The organism is Mesoterricola silvestris, from assembly GCF_030295405.1.
GTDB lineage: Bacteria > Acidobacteriota > Holophagae > Holophagales > Holophagaceae > Mesoterricola > Mesoterricola silvestris.
In genome coordinates, this window is record NZ_AP027080.1 from 3,022,122 (window position 1) to 3,046,965 (window position 24,844).

At 69.7% G+C, this 24,844-nt stretch carries 20 protein-coding genes, 1 tRNA gene and 1 pseudogene; 8 read left to right on the forward strand and 14 right to left on the reverse strand.

Annotation, left to right across the window (positions count from 1 at the left end):
- Nucleotides 1–3 precede the first annotated feature (3 nt).
- Complete coding sequence (locus R2J76_RS13100; protein WP_316412057.1) at nt 4–2,022, reverse strand: M13 family metallopeptidase; 2,019 nt, start codon at nt 2,020–2,022, stop codon at nt 4–6.
- A 4-nt stretch (nt 2,023–2,026) separates the two neighbouring features.
- Nucleotides 2,027–2,974 carry a carbamate kinase gene (gene arcC, locus R2J76_RS13105; protein ID WP_316412058.1) on the reverse strand — a complete coding sequence of 316 codons (948 nt, stop codon included), beginning with the start codon at nt 2,972–2,974 and terminating at the stop codon, nt 2,027–2,029.
- A 144-nt stretch (nt 2,975–3,118) separates the two neighbouring features.
- On the opposite strand from arcC, the gene R2J76_RS13110 reads away from it, so the two are divergent.
- Together R2J76_RS13110 and glyS are read left to right on the forward strand one after the other, a co-directional pair.
- On the forward strand, nt 3,119–4,009 hold the full coding sequence (locus R2J76_RS13110; RefSeq protein WP_316412060.1) for a glycine--tRNA ligase subunit alpha: 891 nt from the start codon (nt 3,119–3,121) through the stop codon (nt 4,007–4,009).
- Nucleotides 4,006–6,060 carry a glycine--tRNA ligase subunit beta gene (gene glyS, locus R2J76_RS13115; RefSeq protein WP_316412062.1) on the forward strand — a complete coding sequence of 685 codons (2,055 nt, stop codon included), beginning with the start codon at nt 4,006–4,008 and terminating at the stop codon, nt 6,058–6,060. Before R2J76_RS13110 ends, glyS begins: the two co-directional genes overlap by 4 nt.
- 8 nt (nt 6,061–6,068) lie before the next feature.
- Here the strand turns inward: glyS and dnaX are convergent, their stop codons facing one another.
- Together dnaX and R2J76_RS13125 are read right to left on the reverse strand one after the other, a co-directional pair.
- Entirely contained in the window at nt 6,069–7,925 is a 1,857-nt protein-coding gene (gene dnaX / locus R2J76_RS13120; protein WP_316412063.1) for a DNA polymerase III subunit gamma/tau, read from the reverse strand.
- A 39-nt stretch (nt 7,926–7,964) separates the two neighbouring features.
- The gene (locus R2J76_RS13125; RefSeq protein WP_316412064.1) at nt 7,965–8,876 is read right to left on the reverse strand and encodes an SPL family radical SAM protein; all 912 of its coding nucleotides are present in this window, start codon (nt 8,874–8,876) and stop codon (nt 7,965–7,967) included.
- Nucleotides 8,877–9,018: 142 nt separating this feature from the next.
- On the opposite strand from R2J76_RS13125, the gene R2J76_RS13130 reads away from it, so the two are divergent.
- A complete protein-coding gene (locus tag R2J76_RS13130; RefSeq protein ID WP_316412066.1) occupies nt 9,019–10,236 on the forward strand; it encodes a 6-phosphofructokinase in 1,218 nt (405 codons plus the stop codon).
- A gap of 257 nt (nt 10,237–10,493) precedes the next feature.
- On the opposite strand, the gene R2J76_RS13135 is transcribed toward R2J76_RS13130, so the two are convergent.
- From R2J76_RS13135 to R2J76_RS13160, 6 genes are all read right to left on the reverse strand, one after another.
- The gene (locus tag R2J76_RS13135) at nt 10,494–11,864 is read right to left on the reverse strand and encodes a tryptophanase (RefSeq protein ID WP_316412067.1); all 1,371 of its coding nucleotides are present in this window, start codon (nt 11,862–11,864) and stop codon (nt 10,494–10,496) included.
- 125 nt (nt 11,865–11,989) lie between these two features.
- The gene (locus R2J76_RS13140; RefSeq protein ID WP_316412068.1) at nt 11,990–14,128 is read right to left on the reverse strand and encodes an acetate--CoA ligase family protein; all 2,139 of its coding nucleotides are present in this window, start codon (nt 14,126–14,128) and stop codon (nt 11,990–11,992) included.
- 55 nt (nt 14,129–14,183) lie between these two features.
- A complete protein-coding gene (locus R2J76_RS13145) occupies nt 14,184–15,074 on the reverse strand; it encodes a polysaccharide deacetylase family protein (protein ID WP_316412070.1) in 891 nt (296 codons plus the stop codon).
- A 10-nt stretch (nt 15,075–15,084) separates the two neighbouring features.
- Nucleotides 15,085–15,591: an HNH endonuclease gene (locus R2J76_RS13150; RefSeq protein WP_316412072.1), complete on the reverse strand. Its 507-nt coding sequence runs from the start codon at nt 15,589–15,591 to the stop codon at nt 15,085–15,087.
- 84 nt (nt 15,592–15,675) lie between these two features.
- Nucleotides 15,676–16,104 carry a tRNA (adenosine(37)-N6)-threonylcarbamoyltransferase complex ATPase subunit type 1 TsaE gene (gene tsaE / locus R2J76_RS13155; RefSeq protein WP_316412074.1) on the reverse strand — a complete coding sequence of 143 codons (429 nt, stop codon included), beginning with the start codon at nt 16,102–16,104 and terminating at the stop codon, nt 15,676–15,678.
- Entirely contained in the window at nt 16,097–17,512 is a 1,416-nt protein-coding gene (locus tag R2J76_RS13160; RefSeq protein ID WP_316412076.1) for an NAD(P)H-hydrate dehydratase, read from the reverse strand. The genes tsaE and R2J76_RS13160 overlap by 8 nt, the downstream gene beginning before the upstream one ends.
- Before the next feature lie 51 nt (nt 17,513–17,563).
- Between R2J76_RS13160 and R2J76_RS13165 the strand changes: the two genes are divergently transcribed.
- Both R2J76_RS13165 and R2J76_RS13170 read left to right on the forward strand, forming a co-directional pair.
- A complete protein-coding gene (locus R2J76_RS13165; RefSeq protein WP_316412077.1) occupies nt 17,564–18,133 on the forward strand; it encodes a peptidylprolyl isomerase in 570 nt (189 codons plus the stop codon).
- A gap of 76 nt (nt 18,134–18,209) precedes the next feature.
- Nucleotides 18,210–18,605, forward strand: a complete 396-nt coding sequence (locus tag R2J76_RS13170; protein ID WP_316412078.1) for a cobalamin B12-binding domain-containing protein — start codon at nt 18,210–18,212, stop codon at nt 18,603–18,605.
- Here the strand turns inward: R2J76_RS13170 and R2J76_RS13175 are convergent.
- The 3 genes and pseudogenes from R2J76_RS13175 to lexA all read right to left on the reverse strand — a co-directional run bounded on the left by R2J76_RS13175 (nt 18,583) and on the right by lexA (nt 21,159).
- Nucleotides 18,583–19,188, reverse strand: a complete 606-nt coding sequence (locus R2J76_RS13175) for a LolA family protein (RefSeq protein WP_316412080.1) — start codon at nt 19,186–19,188, stop codon at nt 18,583–18,585. The genes R2J76_RS13170 and R2J76_RS13175 overlap by 23 nt on opposite strands.
- Nucleotides 19,189–19,711: 523 nt before the next feature.
- Nucleotides 19,712–20,287: pseudogene (locus R2J76_RS21590) on the reverse strand (GTP-binding protein); the annotation flags it as partial.
- 125 nt (nt 20,288–20,412) lie between these two features.
- A complete protein-coding gene (gene lexA / locus R2J76_RS13185; RefSeq protein ID WP_316412083.1) occupies nt 20,413–21,159 on the reverse strand; it encodes a transcriptional repressor LexA in 747 nt (248 codons plus the stop codon).
- Nucleotides 21,160–21,267: 108 nt separating this feature from the next.
- On the opposite strand from lexA, the gene R2J76_RS13190 reads away from it, so the two are divergent.
- Nucleotides 21,268–23,088 (forward strand): 2-oxoacid:acceptor oxidoreductase subunit alpha, encoded by a 1,821-nt coding sequence (locus tag R2J76_RS13190; RefSeq protein ID WP_316412085.1) that lies wholly within the window; start codon nt 21,268–21,270, stop codon nt 23,086–23,088.
- A gap of 10 nt (nt 23,089–23,098) precedes the next feature.
- Nucleotides 23,099–24,133: a 2-oxoacid:ferredoxin oxidoreductase subunit beta gene (locus R2J76_RS13195; protein WP_316412087.1), complete on the forward strand. Its 1,035-nt coding sequence runs from the start codon at nt 23,099–23,101 to the stop codon at nt 24,131–24,133.
- Between the two features lie 3 nt (nt 24,134–24,136).
- Here R2J76_RS13195 and R2J76_RS13200 read toward each other — a convergent pair whose 3' ends face one another.
- A complete protein-coding gene (locus R2J76_RS13200; RefSeq protein WP_316412088.1) occupies nt 24,137–24,622 on the reverse strand; it encodes a hypothetical protein in 486 nt (161 codons plus the stop codon).
- A gap of 116 nt (nt 24,623–24,738) precedes the next feature.
- Between R2J76_RS13200 and R2J76_RS13205 the strand changes: the two genes are divergently transcribed.
- Nucleotides 24,739–24,814, forward strand: a tRNA-Ala gene (locus tag R2J76_RS13205).
- Nucleotides 24,815–24,844: the final 30 nt, after the last annotated feature.

The following is a 24,844-nucleotide window of genomic DNA, read 5'->3' on the forward strand; positions in this document are numbered from 1 at the left end:
CGGCTACCAGATCCGGACCCGGTCCCGGGGTTCCAGGGCGAGCTTCTGGCCCGGCTTGACCCCGAAGGCCGGGTACCAGGCGTCCTGGTTGCGCACCGAATCCGCCCGGTACTCCTCCGGCGCGTGGCCGTCGGTGAGTATCTGCTGGCGCCGGGCCGGCTCGCGGGCCTTCCCGCGCCAGGACTGGGCGTAGCTCAGGAAGAACTGCTGGTCGCCGGTGAACCCCTGGCGCACCGCGTCGGGCCTGCCGCCCAGGGACAGGTGGTAGGCGTCGTAGGAGGCCGCGAGGCCCGCCACGTCGGCGATGTTCTCGCTTAGGGTCAGGGCGCCGTTCACCGCCAGGTCCGGGAAGGGGCGGTAGGCGTCGAACTGCCTGGCCAGCCGGGCCCCGGAAGCCTTGAAGTGGGCGAAGTCGTTGGGGGTCCACCAGTTGCTCAGGCGCCCCTGGGCATCGAAGAGGGCGCCGGTGTCGTCGAAGCTGTGGCTGATCTCGTGGCCCATGGTGGCGCCGGCGGCGCCGTAGTCCAGGACCGCGGCCCGCCTGGGATCGAAGAAGGGCGGCTGGAGGATGGCGGCGGGGAAATTGAGGGCGTTCATGGCCGGAAGGTTCACGGCGTTCACGGTCTGGGGGGTCATGACCCACTCCCCCCGGTCCACGGGCCCGCCGAGCTTGGCGACATTGCGCCGGTAGTCGAAGAGCTCGGCCCGCTCCGCGTTGCCGAAGGCGTCCCCGGGCACCACCCGGAGGCCGCCGTAGGAGATCCACCGGTCCGGGTAGCCCACGCCCACCTTCAGGACGGCGAGCTTGGCCTTGGCCTTGGCCTTGGTCTCCGGGGCCATCCATTCCAGGGCGTCGATGCGCGCCGCGAAGGCCTTGATGAGGTTGCGCACCATGGCCTGGGCCCGGGCCTTTTCGGCGGCCGGGAAGTGGCGCTTCACGTAAAGCTTGCCCACCGCGTCGCCCAGCGCGGCGTTGGTGGCGTCCACGCCCCGCTTCCACCGGGCCCGCAGTTGCGGCGTGCCCTGGAGCACCCCGCCGTGGAAGGCGAAGGAGGCCTCCACGAAGGCCCTGGAAAGGGTCGGCGCGGCCTTCTCCACGGCGTGGAAGACCATCCAGTCCTTCCAGGTCTCCAGGGATTCCGCCCCGGCCAGCGCCGCCAGGCCGATGAGGGCCGAAGGCTGCCAGACCACGAAGGTCTTCTGCCCTCCGAGCCCCGCGGCCCCGAAGAAGGCCTCCCAGTCCAGGCCCGGGGCCCGGGCGGGGAAGGCTTCGCGGTTCCAGTGGTTGTTGCCCTTCTGCACGTCGAAGGTGTCGAGGTTGCCGGCATGGACCTTGGCGATGCGCCCTTCCAGGTCCAGGATGCGCCCGGCCCGGGCCGCGGCGTCCTCCACCCCCGCCAGCCTCAGCATCGTCCCGATGTGGGCCAGATATTTCGCGCGGATCCCCTTCATGGCCTCCGAATCCGACAGGTAGTACTCCCGGTCGGGCATGCCCAGGCCGCCCTGGAGCAGGAAGGGGGAATAGCGGGACGGATCGTCCAGGTCCTGGGCCACCCAGAGCCCCAGGAAGTTCGGCGTCGCGGGCGACGTGTTGTTGAGCACGTCCACGTCCGCGCGCAGGGTGCGCCCCAGGGCCTCGGCCAGGGCCCGGCGGTCCCCCACGGCCCGGATGCGGGCCAGGACCGGCTGGAGGGGCTTCGCGCCCAGGGCCTCGATGGCCGCCTCGTCCATGAAGCTGGCGAAATAGTCCCCGGTCTTGCGGGCCTCGGAGCCGGGCCGGGCCCCGAGGGCGGCCTTGAGGATGGCCGCGGTGCGCGCCGCGGTGACCTCCACCAGCTGGGATCCCGCCCCCACGGCGCTGCGGTCCGGCGGGATGGGGGTGGCGCGCAGCCAGGAGCCGTTGGCGTAGGCGAAGAAATCGTCCCCGGGGGCCACCGCCCGGTCCATGCCCTTGAGGTCGAGACCCTGGGGCCCGGCGAAGGCCACCAGGGCCGGAAGCGCGGCGAGGACGAGGCGGCGCATGGCGTCAGTCCCGCACGATCCGGGTGCCGACGGTGGCGTAGTCCTCCCGCTCCAGGGCCTCGGGGCTGGTGATGAGGACCTCGTGGCCGCCGGAGGCCAGGAAGGCCAGGGCGCTTTCGATCTTGGGCCCCATGGAGCCCGCCGGGAACTGGCCGTCGGCCAAATGCTTCGCCGCCTCCGTGGCCGTGAGGCGGTCCACCCAGCGCTGGGTGGGCTTGCCGAAGTCCAGGGCCACCTTGGGCACCCCCGTGAGGATGACGTAGGTGTCGGCCTTGAGCTTCTCGGCCAGCAGGGAGGAAAGGCGGTCCTTGTCGATGACGGCCTCCACGCCCACCAGCAGGCCCGAGGCGTCCCGGATCACGGGGATGCCGCCCCCGCCGCCGGCGATGACGCAGTGGCCGGCCTCCAGCAGGAGCTTGACGGCGTCAAGCTGGACGATCTCCACGGGCTTGGGGCTGGGGACGACCTTGCGCCAGCCGCGGCCGGAGTCCTCCTTCATGTGCCAGCGCTTCTGGGCCTGCAGCTCCTGGGCGCGGTGCTCGCGGTAGAAGGGCCCCACGGGCTTGGTGGGGTTCTGGAAGCCCGGGTCGTCCTTGTCCACCACGACCTCGGTGAGGATGGTGGTGACGGGCACCTGGAGCTTCTGGAAGGCCAGGCGGTTGATGAGGGTGCGCTCGATCATGTAGCCCATGGAGCCCTGGGTCATGGCGTCGCAGATGTCCAGGGTGTAGGGGGGGATGCGGTTGGCGGCCTCCTCCTGCTGGATGAGGATGTTGCCCACCTGGGGGCCGTTGCCGTGGACCACGCAGAGGGAGTAGCCGGCCTTGATGACGTTTCCGAACATCTCGGCGGTCTGCCTCGCGTTCTCCAGCTGCTCCTCCTGCACCCCGAGCTGCTTTTCCTGCAGGAGCGCGTTGCCGCCGATGGCGATGAGTGCGATTTTGCGGGTCATGGTCATCCCAATGAAAACGTTGATTCTACTTAGGCCTTCGCAGGAAGCAAGGACCTTGGGCACAACCTCCCCGCCGCCCCCGGGACATTCGACCCAGACGGATCGCCCGATCCAGGGTAAAATCCAGGTTTTCTGCGGGTCCCCATGCACATCCAAGAACTGATCCTTCGACTGCAGCGCTTCTGGGCGGACCGGGGGTGCCTCATCGGCCAGCCCTACGACCTCGAGAAGGGCGCCGGCACCATGAACCCGCTCACCTTCTTCGGCGCCCTGGGCGGCAAGCCCTGGAACGTCGCCTACGTGGAGCCCTCCCGCCGCCCCAGCGACGGGCGCTACGGCGAGAACCCCTTCCGCCTCTACAAGCACCTGCAGATGCAGGTGCTCCTCAAGCCCTCCCCGGCGCGGGTCCAGGACCTCTACATCGAGAGCCTGGAGGCCATGGGCGTGGACCTGCGCAAGCACGACCTGCGCTTCGAGGAGGACAACTGGGAGGCCCCGACCCTGGGGGCCTGGGGCGTGGGCTGGCAGGTGATGCTCGACGGCATGGAGATCACCCAGTTCACCTACTTCCAGCAGGTGGGCGGCATGGACTGCAGGCCGGTGTCCGCGGAGATCACCTACGGCATCGAGCGCATCTGCATGTTCCTGGGGGGGCTGGACAACATCTACGACATCACCTGGGGCAACGTGAAGACCGACGACGGCACCTTCCCGGTGTCCTACGGCGCCGTGCGCCAGCGGGAGGAGTTCGAGCTCTCCGCCTACAGCTTCGAGCACGCCGACCTGGACCTGCACTGGAAGACCTTCGAGGCCTACGAGAAGGAGGCCTGGCGCCTCCTGGACGACCAGGGCCACTTCCTCTCCGGCTACGAACAGGCCCTCAAGATGAGCCACACCTTCAATGTCCTCAACGCCCGCGGGGCGGTGTCCACCACGGAGCGCGCGGGCCTCATCAAGCGCGTGCGGGACCTCACCTGCGCCTGCGCGAGGGCCTACGTCGAGCATGACGCGGCAGGAAAGGAGGTGAAGGCATGAGAGAGCTCCTTCTGGAAATCCACTGCGAGGAGATCCCCGCGCGCTTCCTCTCCCCCCTCTCCACCGAATTCGCCGAGGGCCTCCAGGCCTGGATCCGGGAAAACCTCAGGGTCGAGCTCCCCGTGGAGCGGTTCTACTCCCCCCGCAAGCTGGCCTGGCGCGTGTTCGAGGTGCCCGAGCTCCAGCCCGACCAGAGCGACGTTCAGGTCGGCCCGCCCCAGCGCATGTGCCTGGACGCCGAGGGCCGGCCCACCCAGACCGGCCTCAAGTTCGCCGAGAAGTGGGGCGTGGACTTCGCCCAGGTGAAGTTCGAGCAGCCCGCGGGCAAGAAGGAGCCCGTGGCCGTGGTCACCCTGGTCAAGCGGGGCCGGCCCACCATGGATCTCCTGGCGGAGGTCCTGCCCCGCCTCGTCACGGGCCTCCACGTGCCCCGGGCCATGCGCTGGGGCTCCTCCGAATTCGAATTCGTGCGGCCCATCCGCAGCGTCGTGGCCCTGTACGGGCAGGACGTCGTGCACTTCGAACTGGACGGGGTCAAGTCGGGCTTCTCCACCTGGGGCCACCGGCTCTTCCACCTGGACCATCCCGGCAAGGTGACCGTGGGCTGGCCCCGGGCCTACGAGGCCGCCCTGGAGGAGGCCGGCGTCGTCGTGGCCTTCCAGGAGCGCCGCGACCGCATGGCCGCGCAGATCGACGAGCTGGCCCGGGAGGCCGGGGGCCGCGTGGTGGCCGACGAGGAGCTGCTCTCCACCCTGGCGGAGATCGTGGAGTACCCCCGCATCGTCGCGGGCCGCTTCCCCACGGATTTCCTGGACCTGCCCAAGGAGGTGCTGGTGGTCTCCCTCAAGGAGCACCAGAAGGCCTTCTGCGTGGAGGACGCCTCCGGGGCCCTGCTGCCCAGCTTCCTCACCGCCGCCAACCGCCCCGACGATCCCGACGGCTTCATCCGCAGCGGCAACGAATGGGTGCTCCGCGCCCGGCTCTACGACGCCCGCTTCTTCTTCTCCGAGGACCGCAAGACGCCCCTGCGCGACCGCATGGAGCGGCTGCGGCACCTCACCTTCCAGCGGGAGCTGGGCAGCTACTTCGACAAGACCCAGCGCATCGCGGCCCTCAGTTCGGCCATCGCCTCCGCCCTGGGCCTGGACGGCACCGACGGCCGCCTCGTGGCCGAGAGCTGCAAGTGCGACCTGGTGACCCTCATGGTCGGGGAGTTCCCCGAGCTCCAGGGCATCATGGGCGGCGAGTACCTCAAGCGCGAGAACGCCCACCCCAAGGTGTGGCAGGCCGTGAAGGAGCACTACCAGCCCCTTTCCGCCGACTCCCCCATCCCCGCCTCCGACCTGGGCGGCGTGCTGGCCGTGGCCGACAAGCTGGACACGGTGGCCGGGTGCTTCTCCATCGGCATCATCCCCACCGGCTCCAAGGACCCCCTGGCCCTGCGCCGCGCGGGCCAGGGCATCGTCCGCATCCTGTTCGAGAAGGGCTGGAACCTGAACCCCGTGCGCGCCGCCGCCCTGGCCCTGGACGAGGTGGGCGCCAAGGCCACCCGGCCCCGGGCCGAGACCCTGGAGGCCCTGGAGGGCTTCTTCCGGGACCGGGTCGCCTTCCAGCTGGAGCAGGCCGGCTACCCCGGCCCCGTGCGCCGCTCCGCCCTGGCCGCCGGCTGGACGGATCTGGTGGATCTCAAGGGCCGCTGCGAGGCCCTGGCCGCCTTCGGCGACGACCCCCGCTTCGCCAGCCTGGCCCAGAGCGCCAAGCGAATCGGCAATATCCTCAAGGACGAGCAGCCCAGCGATTCCCTGGACGCCGCCCTCCTGAACCAGCCCGAGGAGCAGGCCCTGGCCGCCCAGCTCCCCACCCTGGAGGCCAATGCCGACCCCGCCAGCCTCCTGGCCAGCCTTGCCGACCTGGCCGGACCCCTGGAAGCCTTCTTCAACGCCGTGATGGTGAAGTGCGAGGACCCCGCCCTGCGGGCCGCCCGCCTTTCCCTCCTCCATCGCCTGCGCAGGGTCTTCCTGCGGGTGGCGGACTTCAGCCTCTGGCAGTAGCCCGGATCTCAGTCCTCCCGGCGGATCTCCACGATCTCCCCGCTGGTTTCCGCCAGGAGGCGCTGGAACGAAGGATCGGCCCTGAGCACCTCGTCGGGCCGCTCCCGGTTCTCCGTCTCGAAGGTGATGACGGTGCGCACGAGCCCCGGCAGAACCCCCCGCAGGGCCTCCAGGAGGTACGGATTGCCCAGCTCCCGTTCCAGGTCCTGGACGGTGTTGCGCACATTGGGGGGAAAGAGCCAATGGAGGGTCCGGTCCTGGAACGTGAGCCCCGTGGCCATGTGGGGCAGCGACCCCAGGGAGCGCGGCAGCCCCCCCGGCGCCTGCCTCAGGGCCTCCCCCACCCCCTTGCGCAGCTGCTCGAGGTTGCCCGGATCCCGGATGGGGGCCACCCCGGGGGCCTCGGCGGATGGTTGGGCGGAGGGTTGGGCGGAGGGTTGGGCGGGCGTGTTACCGGCCATGTTACCGGCCATGTTACCGGCCGAATTACCGGCCAAACTAGCGGACGCGCTCCCAGCGGGAGGGTCAACCTGCCTACCGGACGTCGGGGCGGGGGACGGAAGGGACGACGGAGCATCCGGCCGCGTTCCGGGCTGGGAGCTCGACGGAGCGGAGGGCGCGGCGGCCGGTGAACCCGCCGAGGCTGGAGACCCGGCGGCACGTGGGGCGGGCGGTGGCGGGCCGGCGGGTCTGGCGGGGGGCTGCGCCATGGGGGCCGCGGCCATGGCCGTTCCGGTCACGGGCAGGGGCCGGCCTCCGCCCGGACGGGGGGCGGGAGCGGGCTGGCCCTTCACCAGGGCGTCCAGGGGGGCCAGGTAGGGGAGCTGGGCGGCGGTGAGGAGGGCCAGCTCCACGACGACGTCCGGAAGGCTGGTGTCCCGCAGGTCCCGTTCCCGGGACAGCAGGAGCTGGAGCATGCGGGCCCACCGCAGGAGGTCCTGGGGGCCGGCGCCCTGGCGCACATCGGCCTCCATGCGGTCCCGGAAGGCCATCATGAGCTCGCGCCAGAAGCTGATCCAGTCGGTGCCCAGCTCGGCCAGGGCCCGGCAGTTGTCCAGCACGGCGCCGCTGTCGGCCGCCAGGAGCGCCTCCAGCACGGCCTGGACCCGCACGGCGGGCACGATGCCCAGCTGGTCGCGCACCATGGCCTCGCCCACGTGCCCTTCCCCGGCGGAAATGACCCGGTCCAGGGTGGTGAGGGCGTCGCGCATGGAGCCCTGCCCCGCCTCGGCCAGGAGCCGCAGGGATCCCTCCTCCCAGGTCACCCCCTCCTGCTCGCAGACCCACCGCAGGCGGGCCTCCACCATGCCCACCGGGATCAGCCGGAAGGGAAATATCTGCACCCGGCTCTTGATGGTGTCGGGCACGTCCTGCAGCTCGGTGGTGGCCAGGACGAACACCGCGTGCGGGGGCGGCTCCTCCAGGATCTTCAGGAGCGCGTCGAAGGCGCTGCGGCTCATCATGTGCACTTCGTCGATGATGTACACCCGGTAGCGGCAGAAGGCCGGGCGGGTCTGCACCTGCTCCCGCAGGGCCCGGGCGTCCTCCACGGAGGACCGGGAGGCCGCGTCGATCTCCACGATGTCCAGGTTCTGGTCCGGCTGCTCCGACGCCTTGCAGGAATCGCAGACGCCGCAGGGCTCGGCGGTGGGACCCTCCATGCAATTGAGGGCACGGGCCAGGATGCGGGCGGTGGAGGTCTTCCCGGTGCCGCGCACGCCGGCGAAGAGGAAGGCCTGGTGGTGGATGGCCCCTCCGCTCGCCTTGGCCTTCTTCAGGGCATTGGCGAGGGCGCGAACGCTGGCCTCCTGCCCCACCAGGTCGGAAAGAATGCGGGGACGGTATTTGAGGGCGAGTGTGATCATGGAACCGTCATTCTCCCATGATCCCGCGCCGCGCCGACATCACATCCCCTCGAAAAGGCCGCGCTGGGCCGGAACCAGGGGGTGGCGCGGGGGCACGGCCCGGGTTTCCTGGGCTTCCCGCCGCCGGGCCCGGGGGAAGGCCTCCCGCAGGACCCCCGCCACCTGTTCCTGGTACTCGGCATCCAGGATGAACAGCCAGTCGTTGCGGGCCAGGACATCGTAGAAGGGATCGTCCTTGAGCAGGCGCAGGCCGCCCACCCAGGCCCCGGAGGCCCCGCTGTCCTTGGCCCGCCGGGCGAAGGCCACGGGGTTGTGCACCGGCATGAGCGGCGCCACGGCCAGGTTCACCTCGATGCCGGCCTGGGCCAGGCGCTCCATGGCCGCCCACCGGGAGGGCACGGGCGGGGACCGGGGTTCCACCACCTGGCGCACGGTGTCGTCGTCCGTGGGGATGGAGAGCCCCACCCTCACCCGGGGCCCGAAGGCCCGGAGCAGCTCCAGGTCCTGGAGCACCAGGGGGGAGCGGGTGTGCACCAGCACCCGGGTGGTGGGGCACTTCAGGAGCACCTCCAGGCAGGCCCGGGTGAGGCGGAATTCCCGCTCCAGGGGCTGGTAGGGGTCCGTGGCGGAGGCCAGGAAGACCGTCTGCCCATGCAACCGGTGGCGCTGGTTCCAGAGGAGCTCGGGGGCGTTGAGCTTGGGCACGGCCCAGGTGCCCCACAGGGACCGGTCCACGGGCTTCCCCTTTTCGCCGGGGAGGGCCTGGGGGTAGTCCCGCACGTAGCAGTAGCGGCAGCCGTGCTCGCAGCCCCGGTAGGGGCTCAGGGCGAACCCGAAGCCGTAGCGGTCGTCCTTCTGGGGCCGCAGGATGCTCCGGGCGTCCTCGGGCTCCACCTGGAGGTCGTGGAACAGCTCCCTGGGATGCGCGAGGCTTAGGAGTGGCGGCGTCATACCTGTATGATTCGCCTTTTTTTCGTGGAGTCAAGGGTGCAATCCGTCACGACCTCGGCCCCGCCCGTTGACGGGTCCCCCACGATGCAGCCTAGACTTCCTTAAATCGTTATCCAGTTTGCAATTACCTGAAAGGTTGCCCATGCGTCAACTCAAAGGCAAGGCCGTGGTCGCCCAGGGGGGCGGCCCCACCGCCGTCATCAACCAGAGCCTCGTGGGCCTGGTGATCGAGGCGCGGAAGTGGCGCTACATCACCAACGTGTACGGCGCGCGCTTCGGGGTGAGCGGCATCATCAACGAGGATTTCCTCGACCTCTCCCAGACCACCACCCACAACCTGGAGATGGTGGCCGCCAGTCCCTCCTCGGCCCTGGGCTCCACCCGCGTCAAGCCCGACGAGGCCTACTGCGCGCGCATGGTGGAGGTGTTCCAGAAGCACGGCGTGCGGTACTTCTTCTACATCGGCGGCAACGATTCCGCCGAGACCTGCCGCATCGTGGCCTCCTACGCCCGGCTCGTGAACTACGAGCTGCGGGTGATCCACATCCCCAAGACCATCGACAACGACCTGGCGGTGACCGACCACTGCCCCGGCTTCGGATCCGCGGCGCGCTTCGTGACCTCGGCCTTCGCCTGCCTCGACCTGGACAACTTCGCCATCCCCGGCGTCTTCCTGGGCGTGGTGATGGGGCGCCACGCGGGCTGGCTCACGGCGAGCTCGGTCATGGCGCGCCGGGACCCCAAGGACGGGCCGCACCTCATCTACGTCCCCGAGCGGGTCTTCGACACGGACCGCTTCCTGGACGACGTGGAGCGCGTCCACTCCGCCAACGGCCGCTGCGTGGTGGCGCTGTCCGAGGGCATCGTGGGCGCCGACCACCGCCCCGTCCTCACCCACCTGCAGCCCGAATCCGAATTCGACGCCTTCGGCAACGTGCAGCTCTCGGGCCGCGGCACCCTGGGTGACGCCCTCAGCGACGCCATCAAGCAGCGCCTGGGCATCAAGCGCGTGCGGTGCGACACCTTCGGCTACCTGCAGCGCTCCTTCCTGGGCGTCATCTCCGATTCCGATTCCAGCGAGGCCCGGGACGTGGGGGAGACCGCCGTGCATTTCGCCTTCAACCGCCAGATGAACGGCTCCGTGGCCATCCGCCGCACCGGGGACTACTCCGTGGACTACTTCCTGACCCCCCTGGAGACCGTGGCCGCCCACACCAAGCTCCTCCCCCCCGAATACCTAAAGGGCGACAGCGACATCGACGAATCCTTCCGCGACTACGCCCGCCCCCTCATCGGCACCATCCCGCATTTCGACCGGATCATCGCGCCTCGGGTGGATCCCGCGGCCGTGGAACCCTGAAGGAGATGGGCCAGGGTCATCCCCTTCATCCCCTTCATCGGCGTCCATCCCCGTTCCGCAGGGCCAGAACTGGGATGGTTCGGCGCCCCAGGCAATGGCCGCGCCTCCCCACCCCATCGCCGGCCCTGCTGGACAGGGATGGACGCCGATTCAGGGGATGAAAGGGGATCTGTCTTCTCCCGCGTTTTCAATCCCCCATCCGCATTGGACAACGGCAAGCGCGGGCAGCGGGGATGCTGCCCGCGCTTCCCGGAACCTCAGGCCCAGTTCATCTCCGCCGTGAAGTGGCGCAGGTACTTCGTCTGCTTCGCGATGCGCACGCCGCGCACCAGATGGGCCTTGGCCTTGAGCTCGCAGATCACTTCGGCCGCGAAGTCGAAGTGGCTCTGGGTGTAGACCCGGCGGGGGAAGGCCAGGCGCACCAGTTCCATGGGACCGTAGTGCTCCACGCCGTCGTCGTCGCGCCGGCCGAACATCACCGAGCCGATCTCCACGCCCCGGATGCCGCCTTCCAGGTAGAGGGCGTTGGCCAGGGACCAGGCGGGATAGTCCTGGGGGCCCAGGTGGGGCAGGAATTCCTTGGCGTCGATGTAGACGGCGTGGCCGCCGGTGGGCTCCACGATGGCGACGCCCCCGGCCAGGAGCTTCTCGCCCATGTACTCGGCGGTGCGCAGGCGGTAGCGGAGGTAGTCCTCGTGGAGGACCTCCTCCAGGCCCACCGCCAGGGCCTCCAGGTCGCGGCCCGCGAGGCCGCCGTAGGTGGGGAAGCCCTCGGTGAGGATGAGGTTGTTGCGCGCGGCCTCCACCCAGGTTTCGTCCTTGAGGGCGATGAAGCCGCCGATGTTGACCATGCCGTCCTTCTTGGCGCTCATGGTGCAGCCGTCGGCGAGGCGGAACATCTCCTGGGCGATGCTTTCGATGGTGCGGTCCTGCATGCCCTCTTCGCGCAGCTTGATGAACATGGCGTTCTCGGCGAAGCGGCACACGTCCAGGATCAGGGGCTTGCCGTAGCGCTTGAGGAGTTCGCTGTAGGCCCGGATATTGGCCATGGACACGGGCTGGCCGCCCCCGGAGTTGTTGGTGATCGTGAGCATGCCGAAGGGCACGCGGTCCCCCTTGGTCTTCAGGAGGTCCTCCACCTTGCCCAGGTCGATGTTGCCCTTGAAGGGGTGGATGGTGCGGGGCTGGGTGCCCTCGGGGATCACCAGGTCCGCGGCCTCGACGCCGTCGAATTCCAGGTTGGCCCGGGTGGTGTCGAAGTGGGTGTTGTTGGGGACGATGTCGCCGCGCTTGGTGGCCACCCCGAAGAAGATGCGCTCCGCGGCGCGCCCCTGGTGGGTGGGGATGATGTGGGGGTAGCCGGTGAGCTTCTGCAGCACGGACTGGAGGCGGAAGAAGCTGCGCGCCCCGGCGTAGCTCTCGTCGCCCTCCATGATGGCGCCCCACTGCTTGGCGCTCATGGCGCCGGTGCCGGAGTCGGTGAGGAAGTCGAGGATGACATCCTCGGCGCGGAGCTTGAAGACGTTGAGTTTCGCGTCTTCCAGGAGCCGCTCGCGCTCGGCGCGGGTGGTCATGCGGATGGGTTCGACGCTCTTGATGCGGAAGGGTTCGATCATGGTCTTGGGCATGGGATACCTCGGAAGGGGTTTCGTGGAAGGAATAGGGACGCGCGGGATCAGAGCGCCCTATCCTCGCACGAGGAGCGGGCCTCGTGCTCCGCCCTCCGCTTCTTGCTCCGGCACCCGGGGACCATTCAGGCCTCCGCCAGGATCCGGAGGCCCTGGAGGGCCTTTTCCATGGTGAGGAAGACCGGCAGGCCGGCCTTGGCCAGGGCCTCCCGGTAGGGCCCGTAGAGGGCCCCGCCCTCCACCGCGACGCCCACCCGCTTGCCGGAATCCCGGGCGATGGCCGCGAGATCCCCGGCGAAGGCGTCCATGGCCGCGGGATCCGTGGTGTCCAGGCGGCGGGTGAAGGGCACCAGGCCGATCACCAGGGTGTCGGCGGCGGTGGCCGCGATGAGGCGGGCCGAATCCAGGTACGCCGCCCCGTCGGCCATGGGCGTCACGTCCAGGGGGAGCCGGGGGTTCACCAGCTCCGTGAGCTTGTGGGTCTCCAGCAGCGCCTTCAGGGAGGCCACGTCCTTATCCGCCAGCACGTGGCCGGCCACGGCCCCCTCCAGCAGGTCGGCGCTCACCACGCTCTCGTAGCCGGCGTTGCTGATCACCGCCACCCGGGAGGGCTTGCCCGCGGGGAAGGCCGAAACCCAGGCCAGGGCCGCGTCGAAGACCCCCATGCTCTCGCACACGATGATTCCGGCGCGCTTGAGCAGGGCCTTCTGCAGCGCCCAGTCCCCGGCCAGGGCCCCGGTGTGGCTGCTGGCGGCCTTCTGGCCTTCGCTGCTGCGCCCGCCTTTGTAGAGCACCACCCACTTGCCCTTGGCGATCACCTCCCGGGCCGCCTTGGCCGTGGCCAGGAGATCGCCGGGCTGGAAGCCCTCCACGTAGGTGGCGATGACCCGCGTCTGCGCGTCGTCCCCCAGGGCGGCGATGAAGTCCGAAAGGCGCACGTCGATCTGGTTGCCGATGGACACGGCGTAGCGCAGGGGCAGCTCCGGCGCCGAGGAGAGGCGGGAGATGAGGAAGGCCCCGCTCTGGCTCACCAGGGAAAGGGCGCCGCCCCGGGCCTCCACGGGCAGCTTCTCCTGGGGGATGAACAGGGTGTTCACCCGCCCCTCGCTGCTGAGGAAGCCCAGGCCGTTGGGTCCCACCAGGGCCGGGGTCCAGAGCCCCTGGGCCCGGCGCCGGGCCAGGAGATCGGTGAGGAAGGCGCCGCGGCCCTCGGTGTCCGCGCCGTCCCCCACGCCCCCGGGGACCAGGTACACCACCTGGGCGCCCCCGCCCTGTTCGCAGAGCTGCTGGATGGCGGCCACGGTCTGGGCCGCGGGAAGGCAGAGGATGAGCATGTCCACGGGCCGCGCCGCCAGGTCCTCCACGCCCCCCAGGCAGGGCAGGCCGTCGATTTCCGCGGTGCCCGGCTTGATGGGGATGATGGCGGCCCGGTCCAGGGTGGAGGTGAGGAGGTTGTCCAGGATCATGCGCCCGGGGGTGCCGGGCCGCGCGGAGATGCCGGCCAGGGCGATGGTGCGGGGCTTCACCAGGAGATCCAGGAGCTGGGAGGGCGCCAGGCCCTTGGGGGCCTCCGGCGCCGGGGCGCCCAGGCTCCCCACCCCGTCCAGGGCCACGGGCCGCCCTTCCGGATCCAGGACCACGGGGTTCATTTCCAGCAGTTCGGCCTTGCGGCTGTCCAGGAGGTCCGCCAGGGTCCACAGGCCGCGCAGGTAGGAGAGCACCGCGCCTTCGGTGGTGAGCGGCTTGCCCTGGCGCAGGGTGCCCAGCCACACCCGGCCCAGGTAGTGGGCCTTGAAATCGGCCAGGGCCTGCTCGGGGGTGACCAGGGACAGGGGCCACAGGCAGGGCCGGATCTCCTCGCCCCAGGCGTTGGTGTGGAGCCCGCCGATGCCCAGCACCACGGTCCACCCGGCCTCGGGGGTCCGGCGCAGGGCCACCAGGGCCTCGGTGGGCAGGCCCGCCACCTTGCGGAAATCCACCATCTCCACCACCAGCATGCCCACCCAGGGGCCGCCCGCGGTCTTCTCCATGTCCTGGGCGTGGGCCCACACGGCCTCGGCGTCGAAGGCCTCGAAGCGCACCAGGCCCACGTCGGACTTGTGCCACACGTCCTGGGCCACGCCCTTGAGCACCACCTTCTCCCCGGCCTTGAAGGGCAGCCGGTCCACGTCGGCGCGGCTTCGCACCAGGCCCCGGCGCAGCCCGGGAAGGCCCGCCAGTTCCAGCAGGTCGTAGGCTTCCAGCTCGTGGATGAAGGTGCTCATGGGATCTCCGGACGACTCCCGGGATTATCCCTGGGCCGGCGAGTGCAGGGGGTCACTAGCCGCCGGAGCTCACCCAGCCGGCCCGGCCCGGAATCTCCAGGCGGGTGAGTTCCCGCGCGGGAGGGTTGGCGGCCTTGAGCTCGGGCACCCAGTCCGCGTGGGTGCGCACCCGCACCTCCCGGTCCCGCAGGCCCCGCAGGAAGGCCTCGAAGGTGCCCGCCAGGGCCCCTCCCTCCACCTCCGTGTGCAGGGCGTAGACGTTGAGGGCGTCCTCCCGGAGCAGGGACCAGACCTTTTCGTTCACCTGGTCCGCGGTCATGCCGTCCAGGCCCAGGTACTCGTCCAGGGTGGGCAGCGTGGTGGGCACCTGGAGCGTGGAGAGGGTGCGGCCCTTCACGACGGGATAGAAGGGGGACAGGCCCCGGCAGTCCCCGGCGTAGTCCAGCTTGTAGGCCTCCTGGATCTCCAGGGTGGCGTCGTTGCAGCGCCAGGCGGGGCTCACCGCGCCCCGGGCGGCCTCCCCGAAGACCTCCTGGTAGGCGTTGTGCGCGTCCCGGAACCAGGCTTCCAGCCAGGGCCGGGACTTGCGGTCCAGCAGATCGTGGTACTGCACGTGGTCCCACCCGTGGATGGCCACCTCGTGGCCGGCCTCGCGGGCGCTGCGCATCTGGGCGGCGGCGCGCTTCCAGATGATGGGCGCCGGGAGCAGCACCCCGTACATCATGGTCTTGAACCCGTAGAGCCGGGCCGGCCCGGTGCGGCGCATCTTCTCCAGGAAGCCCTTCCGGAAGATCCGCCGCAGGGCCTTGCCGCTGTTGTCCGGACCGAAGCTGAAGTAGAAGCTGGCCTGCATCTTCTGCTTGTCCAGCATCCGCAGGAGGGCCGGTATCCCCTTCAGGGAGCCCTCCAGGGTATCCACGTCCACGCGCAACGATATCGTCTTCATGGCTTCGATTCTACGCCGCCGAGCCGTCTTTGAGGATCTCTTCGAAGCGCCGGAACAGGTGGGCCCGGGGGCCTTCGGGCACCTTCTTGAGGCGCATGCCGGCCTGCTCCGGGGTGCGGCCGCCCTTGTGCTGGTTGCACAGGAGGCAGCAGGCCACCAGGTTCTGCCAGGTGGACCGGCCCCCCTGGCACAGGGGGATGATGTGGTCGATGGTGTCGGCGCGGTTGTGGCAGCCTTCGTACTGGCAGGTGTAGTGGTCCCTGCGCATGACCCGCCGGTCCAGGCGGCCCATGAGGAGCTTGCTTTCCGAGCAGGCCTGGGCGTGGGGGAAGATGATGAGGTAGATGGCGCCGCAGGGGTCCTCGGAGCGGTCCAGGTTGGCGGGATTGAGCACCTGGGCCCGGCCGGAGGCCACCGCGCGGATGGCCTTTCGGCGGGCAACCTCCATCATTGGCACATAGTTCCGGTCCACGGCGATGACCGAGATTCCAGGTGGTTTGTCCGCCTTGTGCGTCATGGCGCCCCTCGCTGCGCTGGGGTCACCTCCATTGTGCGGGGAAAGACCCCCGTCCCACAAGGGCATGCCGGAAATCCGGGTGATTTAAAGGGCTTCGGGCAGCCGCCAGGTGGCGGTACGCTCGTCCCCTTCCCCCTCCAGTTCCAGTTCGGCCACCCATGGGGTGGGCCAGGGACCGGGGCCCCCGGCCCATTCCACCACCAGGTAGTCGGCGGACGTGACCGTCTCCTCCAGCCCCAAGGTCCAGGCGCCGGCCTCGCCCAGGCGGTAGAGGTCCAGGTGGTGGATCCGGGCGGCGGGGCAACTGTAGCGGTGGAGCACGGCGTAGGTGGGGGAGGCCACCTGGTCGGGGTCCCCCCCCAGGCCGGCCACGAAGCCGCGGGTCCAGGTGGTCTTGCCCGCCCCCAGGGGGCCGCGCAGGAGCCAGGTCCCCCCGGGGGGGGTCAGGCGGGCCAGTTCGGCCCCCAGGGCCTCGGTGGCCCCTTCCTCCCGCAGGAGGCGTGTTTCAGGCATGGTGGTCCTCCGAATGGATGTCCCTGAGCAGGGCGGCCAGGGACGGGCCCAGGTCGCGGATGAGGATGGGCCCGGGGCCCAGGCGGTCCGCGGCGGCCCCGTGGAGCCACACCGCGGCGGCCGCGGCCTCCCGCAGGGTGCGCCCGGCGGGATTCCGGCGCCAGCCCGCGGCGGCGGCGGCCACCATGCCGGCCAGGAAATCCCCGGACCCGCCCGTGGCCAGGCCCGGGTGCCCCGTGGGGTTCGCCCATATCTCGGCCAGCCCGCCCCCGGCCACCAGGGTCTGGGCGCCCTTGAGCACCAGGACCCCGGGCCCCGTGGCCACGGCCCGGGCCCGGACCGTCCGGTCCCCGTCCCCGGGACCGAAGAGCCGCAGGAATTCGCCGGGATGGGGGGTGATGACGGTGTCCGCGCGTTCCATCCACCGGGGGCCCTCCCCCTCCCGGAGGGCGGAAGCGTCCACCACCAGCGGGCCCTCCCAGCCGGGCACCTCCGTGACCCCGCCGGGCCCCGCCAGCACCGCGTCGACGCCCGCGGGCACGGCGCCCTCCCAGGCCCGCACCATGGCCTCGGGCACCTGGCCGGCCACCTCGGCCCGCACCGAGGCGTCCGTGAGCACCGTCACCAGGCCCGCCCCCATGCGCAGGGCGCCCAGGGCCGCCAGCACCGCGGCGCCGGACATGCCCGGGGATCCCGCGCGGATGGCCACGTGGCCGAAGTCGCCCTTGTGGGCGTCCCACCCCCCCGGGCGGGGCCGGGGCCGCTCCAGGAGGCGCATGGCGGCCCCGGGGGCGCCCTGCAGGGGGATGGGCACGAGGGTGATCTCCCCGCAGAAGTCCCGGGCCGGTCGCAGGCCGTGGCAGATCTTCAGGTGCCCGAAGGCGGCGGTGCGCGAGGCCCGCACGGCGGGGCCGGCGGGTTCGGGGGAGCCGGGGTCCAGCCCCGAGGGCAGGTCCAGGGCCAGCACCCGCGCCCCCTCCAGGGCCTCCACCCAGGCCAGGGCGGCGCCGCCCAGCGGCAGGCGCGTGCCCAGGCCGAAGAGGCCGTCCACCACCCACCCCCGGAAGCCCGCGGCGGCCCCCCGGGGATCGGCCGCGAACCGGAAGGTCCCGCCCAGGCCCGTCCACAGCCGGGCCTGCAGGGCCGCGTCGCCCTTCCAGGCGGGTTCGGGGTCCAGGGTCCACACCTCCACGTCCCGGCCCCGGAGCCGCGCCAGCCGCGCCAGGGCGAGGGCGTCGCCCCCGTTGTTCCCGGGGCCCGCCAGCACGTGCAGGGGCCCCTCCCCTGGCAGCAGGGCCAGCGCGCCCAGGGCGGCATGCTCCTGGAGCACCAGGGAGGGGATGCCCCAGCCCTGGATGGCCCTGTGTTCCAGGTCCCTCATTTCCCGGGCGGTGAGAAGCGGAATCATGCGGGTCTCCAGGATGAGCTAGGATAGAACCACAATCCCATGGAGACCAGCGTGCGAAAAGTCCTGACCGTCCTCCTCCTGAGCCTGCCCCTCCTGGCCGCCAAGCCCAGGGTGGAGATCACCACCACCGCCGGGGCCTTCACGGTGGAACTGGAACCCGACGCCACGCCCGTCACCGTGGCCAATTTCATGAACTACGTGAAGAAGGGCTTCTACCCCGGCACCATCTTCCACCGGGTGAAGAAGTCCGCCCCCGCCATCATCCAGGGCGGCGGCCACACCCCCGACCTGGCCAAGAAGCCCACCGACGCCTCCATCAAGTGCGAGGCGGACCTGGCCAAGGCCAAGGGCCTCAGCAACGTGCGGGGCACCATCGCCATGGCCCGGGAGAGCCTGCCCGACAGCGCCAAGGCCCAGTTCTACATCAACGTGAAGGACAACAAGGCCCTGGATTTCAAGGCCCGGAACCTCGCCGATTTCGGCTACTGCGTGTTCGGCAAGGTCATCAAGGGCATGAACGTGGTGGACAAGATCGCCGCCGCCAAGACCGGCACCCAGAAGGGCATGGCCGACGTTCCCGTGAGCCCCGTGACCATCACGGCGGTCAAGGAAGTGAAGTAATCCGTCACAAGTGGCGCGCCCGCGATCCCCGGGGACCCGGGTGTGCTCTATAATCCATGCCTACGTTGGAGTTGAAATGTCCACTACCCCCATCCGCGTGATCATCGCCAAGCCGGGCCTCGACGGGCACGACCGCGGGGCCAAGGTCGTGGCGCGGGCCCTGCGCGACGCGGGCATGGAAGTGATCTACACCGGCCTGAGGCAGACCCCCGCCCAGATCGTGGCCGCGGTGGAGCAGGAGGACGCGCAGGTCCTGGGCATGAGCATCCTCAGCGGCGCCCACAACCAGATCTTCCCCGAGGTCATGCGGCTCCTGAAGGAGAAGGGCATCGACGACGTGCTGGTGTTCGCCGGCGGCATCATCCCCGACGAGGACATCCCCGCGCTCAAGGAAGCCGGCATCAGGGCCATCTTCCAGCCCGGCACCAACACCGACGACGTGGTGACCTTCATTCACGCGACCCTGGGGTAGCGATCCACCGGGTTCCCGCGGGGGCCTTGAAGGCGAAGGTGTCCGCGGCGAAGGGCGCGGGCACGTGGGGCGACAGGAATTCCAGCACCTGCCGGGCGCCGGTGGGATCCACCCAGCTGATGCGCAGGGGCATGCCCCCCTTCCCTTCCAGGCTCACCTTGGGCAGGCCGGCCTTGCGGGGTTCCAGGGTGAAGGCGTCGGGCCCGGCGCCGGGCTTGACGGCGAACACCTTGTCCAGGGCGGCGGGATCCAGCAGGACCCACAGGAGCGGCGCGTCCTTGGAGGCGCTGCGCAGGTCCACCTTCTGGGCGGTGCGGGCCTCGGCGTCGTACTGGACCAGCTTGCGGCCGTCGGCCACCAGCAGGAGCCCCTTCTGGTACTCCACCCGCAGGCGCCCGCCCTTGGCCAGGCGGAGGATGCCGGTGCGCTTGAGCTTGCCGAACACGGCGCTGTCGGATTCCTGGATGAAGCCCGCCGCCATGCGGGGGGCGGCGGTGAAGGCCTTCCACCAGGCGGGAGGTTCCGCCGCCGCAAGGACCTGGGCCCCCAGGAGGGCCGTCGCGAGAACCACCGTCTGACGCATTTCAGGACCTCTTGATTTCCACGGAGAGCGCTCCGGAGGCGCCCCAGGCGGGGGTCGGGCGATGCAGGGTCGCCGTGCCGATTTCCGCGCCGTTCTGGCGGACCGTCACCACCACTTCCATGTCGCCGTCCAGGGCGAAGGGGGAGAGGGTCAGGTGCAGATCCGGGTGGGGCCGGGCCTGGGGCACCCGGGGAAGCGCCATGGGCACGGGGGCCGGGAGCGCCAGGGGCCGGGGCACCACGGGGAGCGGCGGAGGCTTCAGGTGCACCTTGGGCACCGCGGGCGCCCCCTTGCCCCCGGCGGGGGAGAGCTTGACGTGGAGGGGGGCCATCACCTGCACGGGCGCGGCGGGGGCCGTCCCGGCGCCGCCGGAGGTCTCCTCCTCGCCCAGTAGGTCCCGGGAGTGGGACAGGTCCAGGGTGCTGAGCGCCTCGGGGGGCGCCCCGGAGTCCCGGAACCCGGGGGTGTGCAGGGCCGTGGGCGCCGGGGCCTTGGCCCCCGCGGCGTCCACCATGTGGAGGGCCTTGATGTTGGCCAGGGCGAGCTTCGTGATGCCCCGCAGGGTCTCGAAGACCCCCGTGCCGTCGGAGGCGATGGACTGGAAGCTGGTATGGCCGGAGGGATTGAGCTCCCGCTCCAGCACGTCCACGGGGATGATGCTCTTGAGGTCGCGCTTGTTCCACTGGAAGACCAGGGGGATGTCCTTGAGGTCCAGCCCCAGTTCCCGGAGGTTGTCCCGCAGGTTCTGGAAGCTCTCCTTGTTGGCGTCCAGCATGGCTGTTTGACTGTCCGCCACGAACACCACGCCGTCCACGCCCTTGAGCACGAGCTTTCGGGTGGAGTTGTAGAACACCTGGCCGGGCACCGTGTAGAGCTGCAGCTTGCTCTTGAAACCGCCCACCATGCCCACGTCCATGGGCAGCAGATCGAAGAACAGGGTGCGGTCCGTTTCCGTGTTCAGGGAGACCATCTCGCCCCGGGCCTTCTGGGACGTGCGGCCGTAGATCGTGTTGAGATTGGTGGTTTTCCCGCACAGGCCGGGGCCGTAGTACACAATCTTCGTCGTCATTTGACGCGTGGCGTGGTTGAAAAACACCATTTGCGGGCGCTCCGGGCTCAATGCTGAGTGTAGCGAGAACCCTTGCCCCCCTTCAATATTTTAGGAAAATAGACGGGAACGCCCGCCCCCGGCGCACGGGGGCTGGCGTCGGGCCACCCGGGACCTCAGCAGCTGCGCATGACGCCCACCAGGACGCCCTGGATGGCGATGCGGTCGGGGGCGAAGCATTTCGGCGAGAGATCCGGGTTGTGGGGAATGAGCCACACGCCCTGGGGGTCCTTGCGGAACTCCTTGAGGGTCGCCTCCTCCCCGTCGATGAGGGCCACCACCCGGTCCCCGTTGCGGTAGTCCCCGCGGCGCTGGAGCACCACCAGGTCCCCGTCCAGGATGGAATCCTCCACCATGGAATCCCCCCGCACCCGCAGGACGAACAGCTCCTGCCGGTCCCGGTGGATGCAGGTGGGCACCTCCAGGGGGATGGCCCGGGATTCGGGCAGCAGAGGCTGGCCGGCGGCCACGTCGCCGCAGAACGGCACGGACCGGGCCCGCTTGCCATCCTCGTGGCCCCATTCGCTGGAGGCCAGCTCCCGGGGCGCCGCGGCCGGCTCCTGGGCGAGGACGATGTTGTTGCCCTTCCCGTGGCTGCGGTCCAGGAACCCCTTGTCCATGAGGTGCTGCACGTGTTTATGAATGGTGCTTACGGCACTGGAGCCGACCCCCTCGGCAATTTCCTTCAGGGTGGGGCTCCGCTCTTCGGTTTCGAGAAACTTCCGAATGAACTGCAGCACCGCAAGCTGGCGTTTCGTAAGGTCCATTGGCTTCATAACCCATAAGATAGACGAAACCGGGACCCCCGTCAATCCCTTTTTTTTCGCCTCGATGTTCAAAAAAATTCCCGTGCGGCCTTTCATCTAATCCGACCAATCTGGTAGTATTTACCCAGGCGCCACCCTGTAATTACCCAGGCGCGCGCCAAGGCACGAGCGTCACAATACCGAATCCCTGGGGGAGGTCGAACCATGCTCACGCAATCCGCCACTGTTGAAGCCGTCGACGGGGGAACCCTGGTCAACGATTTCTCGATCGAGGTGGCCACCGTCAATGGATCCGGCTCCCAGACCGCGAACATCGTGCTCATGCGCACGATCTTCCAGATGGGCGTGCCCGTTTCCGGGAAGAACCTCTTCCCGTCGAACATCGCCGGCCTGCCCACCTGGTTCCAGATCCGGGCCAACCACAAGGGCTACAAGGCCCGCAAGGCTGGCATCGATCTGATGATCTGCATGAACCCCGAAACCGCCAAGGAGGACGTGGCCAAGGTCCGGCCGGGCACCCTGCTCATCTACGACGAGCCGCTGAAGCTGGACGCCCTGCGCTCCGACCTGCACTTCTGCGCCGTGCCCTTCCAGAAGCTGGTGGCCGCCGCCTGCCCCGAGCCCAAGCTCCACAAGCTGGTGAAGAACATGATCTACGTGGGCGTGGCCGCGCAGATGCTGGACCTGGACATGGACGAGGTGAAGGCCGCCATCGCCAAGCAGCTGGACGGCAAGCAGAAGGCCATCGATCTGAACCAGGGGGCGGTGCAGGCCGGCTTCGACTGGGCCGCCGCCGAGGCGCCCCGGCAGAACCGCCTGAAGATCGTCCGCGACGACAAGACCCAGGGCCAGATCATCGTCGACGGCAACACCGCCTGCGCCCTGGGCGCCATGTTCGCGGGGGTCACGGTGGTGGCCTGGTATCCCATCACCCCCAGCTCCTCGGCCATCGAGAACCTCATCGATTACGCCAAGGTCTACCGCAAGGATCCCGTCACCGGCAAGCTGAACGTCGCCATCGTCCAGATGGAGGACGAGATCGCGTCGGCCGGCGTGGTGGTGGGCGCGGGCTGGGCCGGGGCGCGGGCCATGACGGCCACCTCGGGTCCGGGCATCTCCCTCATGAGCGAGTTCATCGGGCTGGGCTACTTCGCCGAATGCCCCGGGGTCTTCCTGGACGTCACGCGCATGGGCCCCTCCACGGGCCTGCCCACCCGCACCAGCCAGGGCGACGTGGAGCTCTGCGCCAAGTGCAGCCACGGGGATACCCTCCACATCTGCCTCTACCCCGGCAGCATGGAGGAGTGCTTCCAGTTCACGTACCAGGCCTTCGACCTGGCCGAACGGTACCAGACCCCGGTCTTCGTGGTGTCCGACCTGGACCTGGGGATGCAGAACTGGGCCTCCCAGCCCTTCGCCTACCCCGAGGGCGACTTCGACCGGGGCAAGGTCCTGGGCGAGGAGGAGCTCAAGGTCATCCAGGACTGGGGCCGCTACAAGGACGTGGACGGCGACGGGGTCTGCCAGCGCACCCTGCCCGGCACCCCCGGCGGAAAGGGCGCCTACTTCGCCCGGGGCACCGGCCACAATCCCTACGCCCTCTACTCCGAGAAGCCCGAGGAGTTCCTGGCCACCGTGGACCGCCTGAAGAAGAAATTCCTCACCGCCCGCGCCTCGGTGCCCGGGCCGCTTCTCACCGGCCCCGGGGTGCAGCGGGGCATCCTGGCCTACGGGTCCAGCGACCCCGCCGTGGTGGAGGCCCGGGACCTGCTCTCGGAAAAGCACGGCAAGGACACCGACTACCTGCGGGTGCGGGCCCTGCCCTTCACGGACGCCGTGGAGGAATTCATCGCGTCCCACGACGTGGTCTACGTCGTGGAGCAGAACCGCGACGGCCAGATGACGAACCTGCTGCGGGAGTTCTTCCCCCAGCACTCCATGCGGATGAAGAAGGTCCTGCACTACGATTCCACCGCCATCACCGCCCAGACCATCGTCGATCAGATCAACGCCGCCGAGAACTGAGGATCCGACCATGACCGCCACCGCCACCGTCCCCACCAACAAGATCGGCCTCACCAAGCAGGACTACGTGGGCGCCAAGTCCACCCTGTGTCCCGGCTGCGGCCACGACGCCATCACCTCCCAGGTGATCCAGGCCGCCTGGGAGATGAACCTCGAGCCCCACCGCGTCGCCAAGCTCAGCGGCATCGGGTGCTCCAGCAAGACCCCCACCTACTTCATGAGCCAGGCCTGGGGCTTCAACTCCGTGCACGGCCGCGCCGCCGCGGTGTGCACCGGCGCCGCCCTGGCCAACCGCAGCCTCATCAACCTCCTGGCCAGCGGCGACGGCGACTCCATGTCCATCGGCATGGGCCAGCTGGTGCACATGATCCGGCGCAACGTCCCCGTGGTCTACATCCTGGAGGACAACGGCGTCTACGGCCTCACCAAGGGCCAGTTCAGCGCCACCGCCGACGTGGGCTCCACCCTCAAGCACGGCGACGTGAACGAGATCACCCCCATCGATCCCTGCACCCTGGCCATGGAGCTGGGCTGCGGCTTCGTGGCGCGCAGCTTCAGCGGCAACCCCAAGCAGCTGGGCACGATCCTCAAGGCCGCCCTGGCCTACGAAGGCACCGCCCTCATCGACGTCATCAGCCCCTGCGTGACCTTCAACAACCACGACAGCTCCACCAAGTCCTACAAGAACGCCAAGGACCGGGAGATGCCCCTGCAGGAGCTGGGCTTCGTGCCCTACTACGACGCCGAGGAAGTGGATATCGAGGCCGGCGAGGCCATGGAGGTGGGCCTCCCCGACGGCTCCCGCCTCACCTTCCGGGCCATCGACAAGGACTTCGACCCCACGGACCGCTTCGCGGCCATGAAGGCCGTGCACGAGGCCCACGACCGGGGCGAATTCCTCACCGGCATCCTCCACATCAAGACCGGCAAGCCCATCCTCCACGACTTCACCCACACCGTGGACGAGGTCCTGGCCACGATCCCCCAGGCCAAGGTCAAGCCCGGCCCCGAGGTGCTGGCCGAGTGCATGCGCGAATTGATGTAGCCCTCAGCGGCGCCGCGGTTCGGCGCTGATCGTGATCGTGGACCGGCTGTTGACCCCGATGTGGATGCCGGCCCGGGCCAGCTCGGGATCGTCCACCCTCCGGAAGCCGTTGTAGAAGACGCTCGGCACGGAGGGCGGACGCACGTCCGAGGCCGTCATGGTCATGAACTCCCCCAGCTGCTGGGAGGTGGCGCTGCTGTTGGTGCCCAGGACGTAGGCCCGGGACAGCGAAGGCGTCAGGTCCATGCGGAACAGCCGCAACCGCTCCTCGAGCGTATCGCCCCACACCTCCACCCGCGCCGCCCCGGCCAGCCGGGGCTGCCGCAGGCCCTTCACCGCCGCGGCGCGTTTCACCGGAGGCCCCGGCATTTCCAGGAACCAGGGGGTCAACCGGATGTGCGTGTAACTCGGCGGCCCCTCCGCCAGCACCTGGAAAAACCCGCCGGCGGCCGCAAGGACGAACAGGAACGTGAAAGGTGCGTTTTTCATGATCCAAGTGTCCGTTCCCGGCCGGGCGAGGGCAAGCCCAACCTTGGGCGATTCTTGTCCTCCCCAGCCCCGCCCCCATTGACGAACCCCGCGCCCCCGGTAGAATGGAAGCTCCTGGGGCTGTAGCTCAGCTGGGAGAGCGCCTCGTTCGCAATGAGGAGGTCGACAGTTCGATCCTGTTCAGCTCCACCAAACAAACCGCCTGAAGTCAAAAACTTCAGG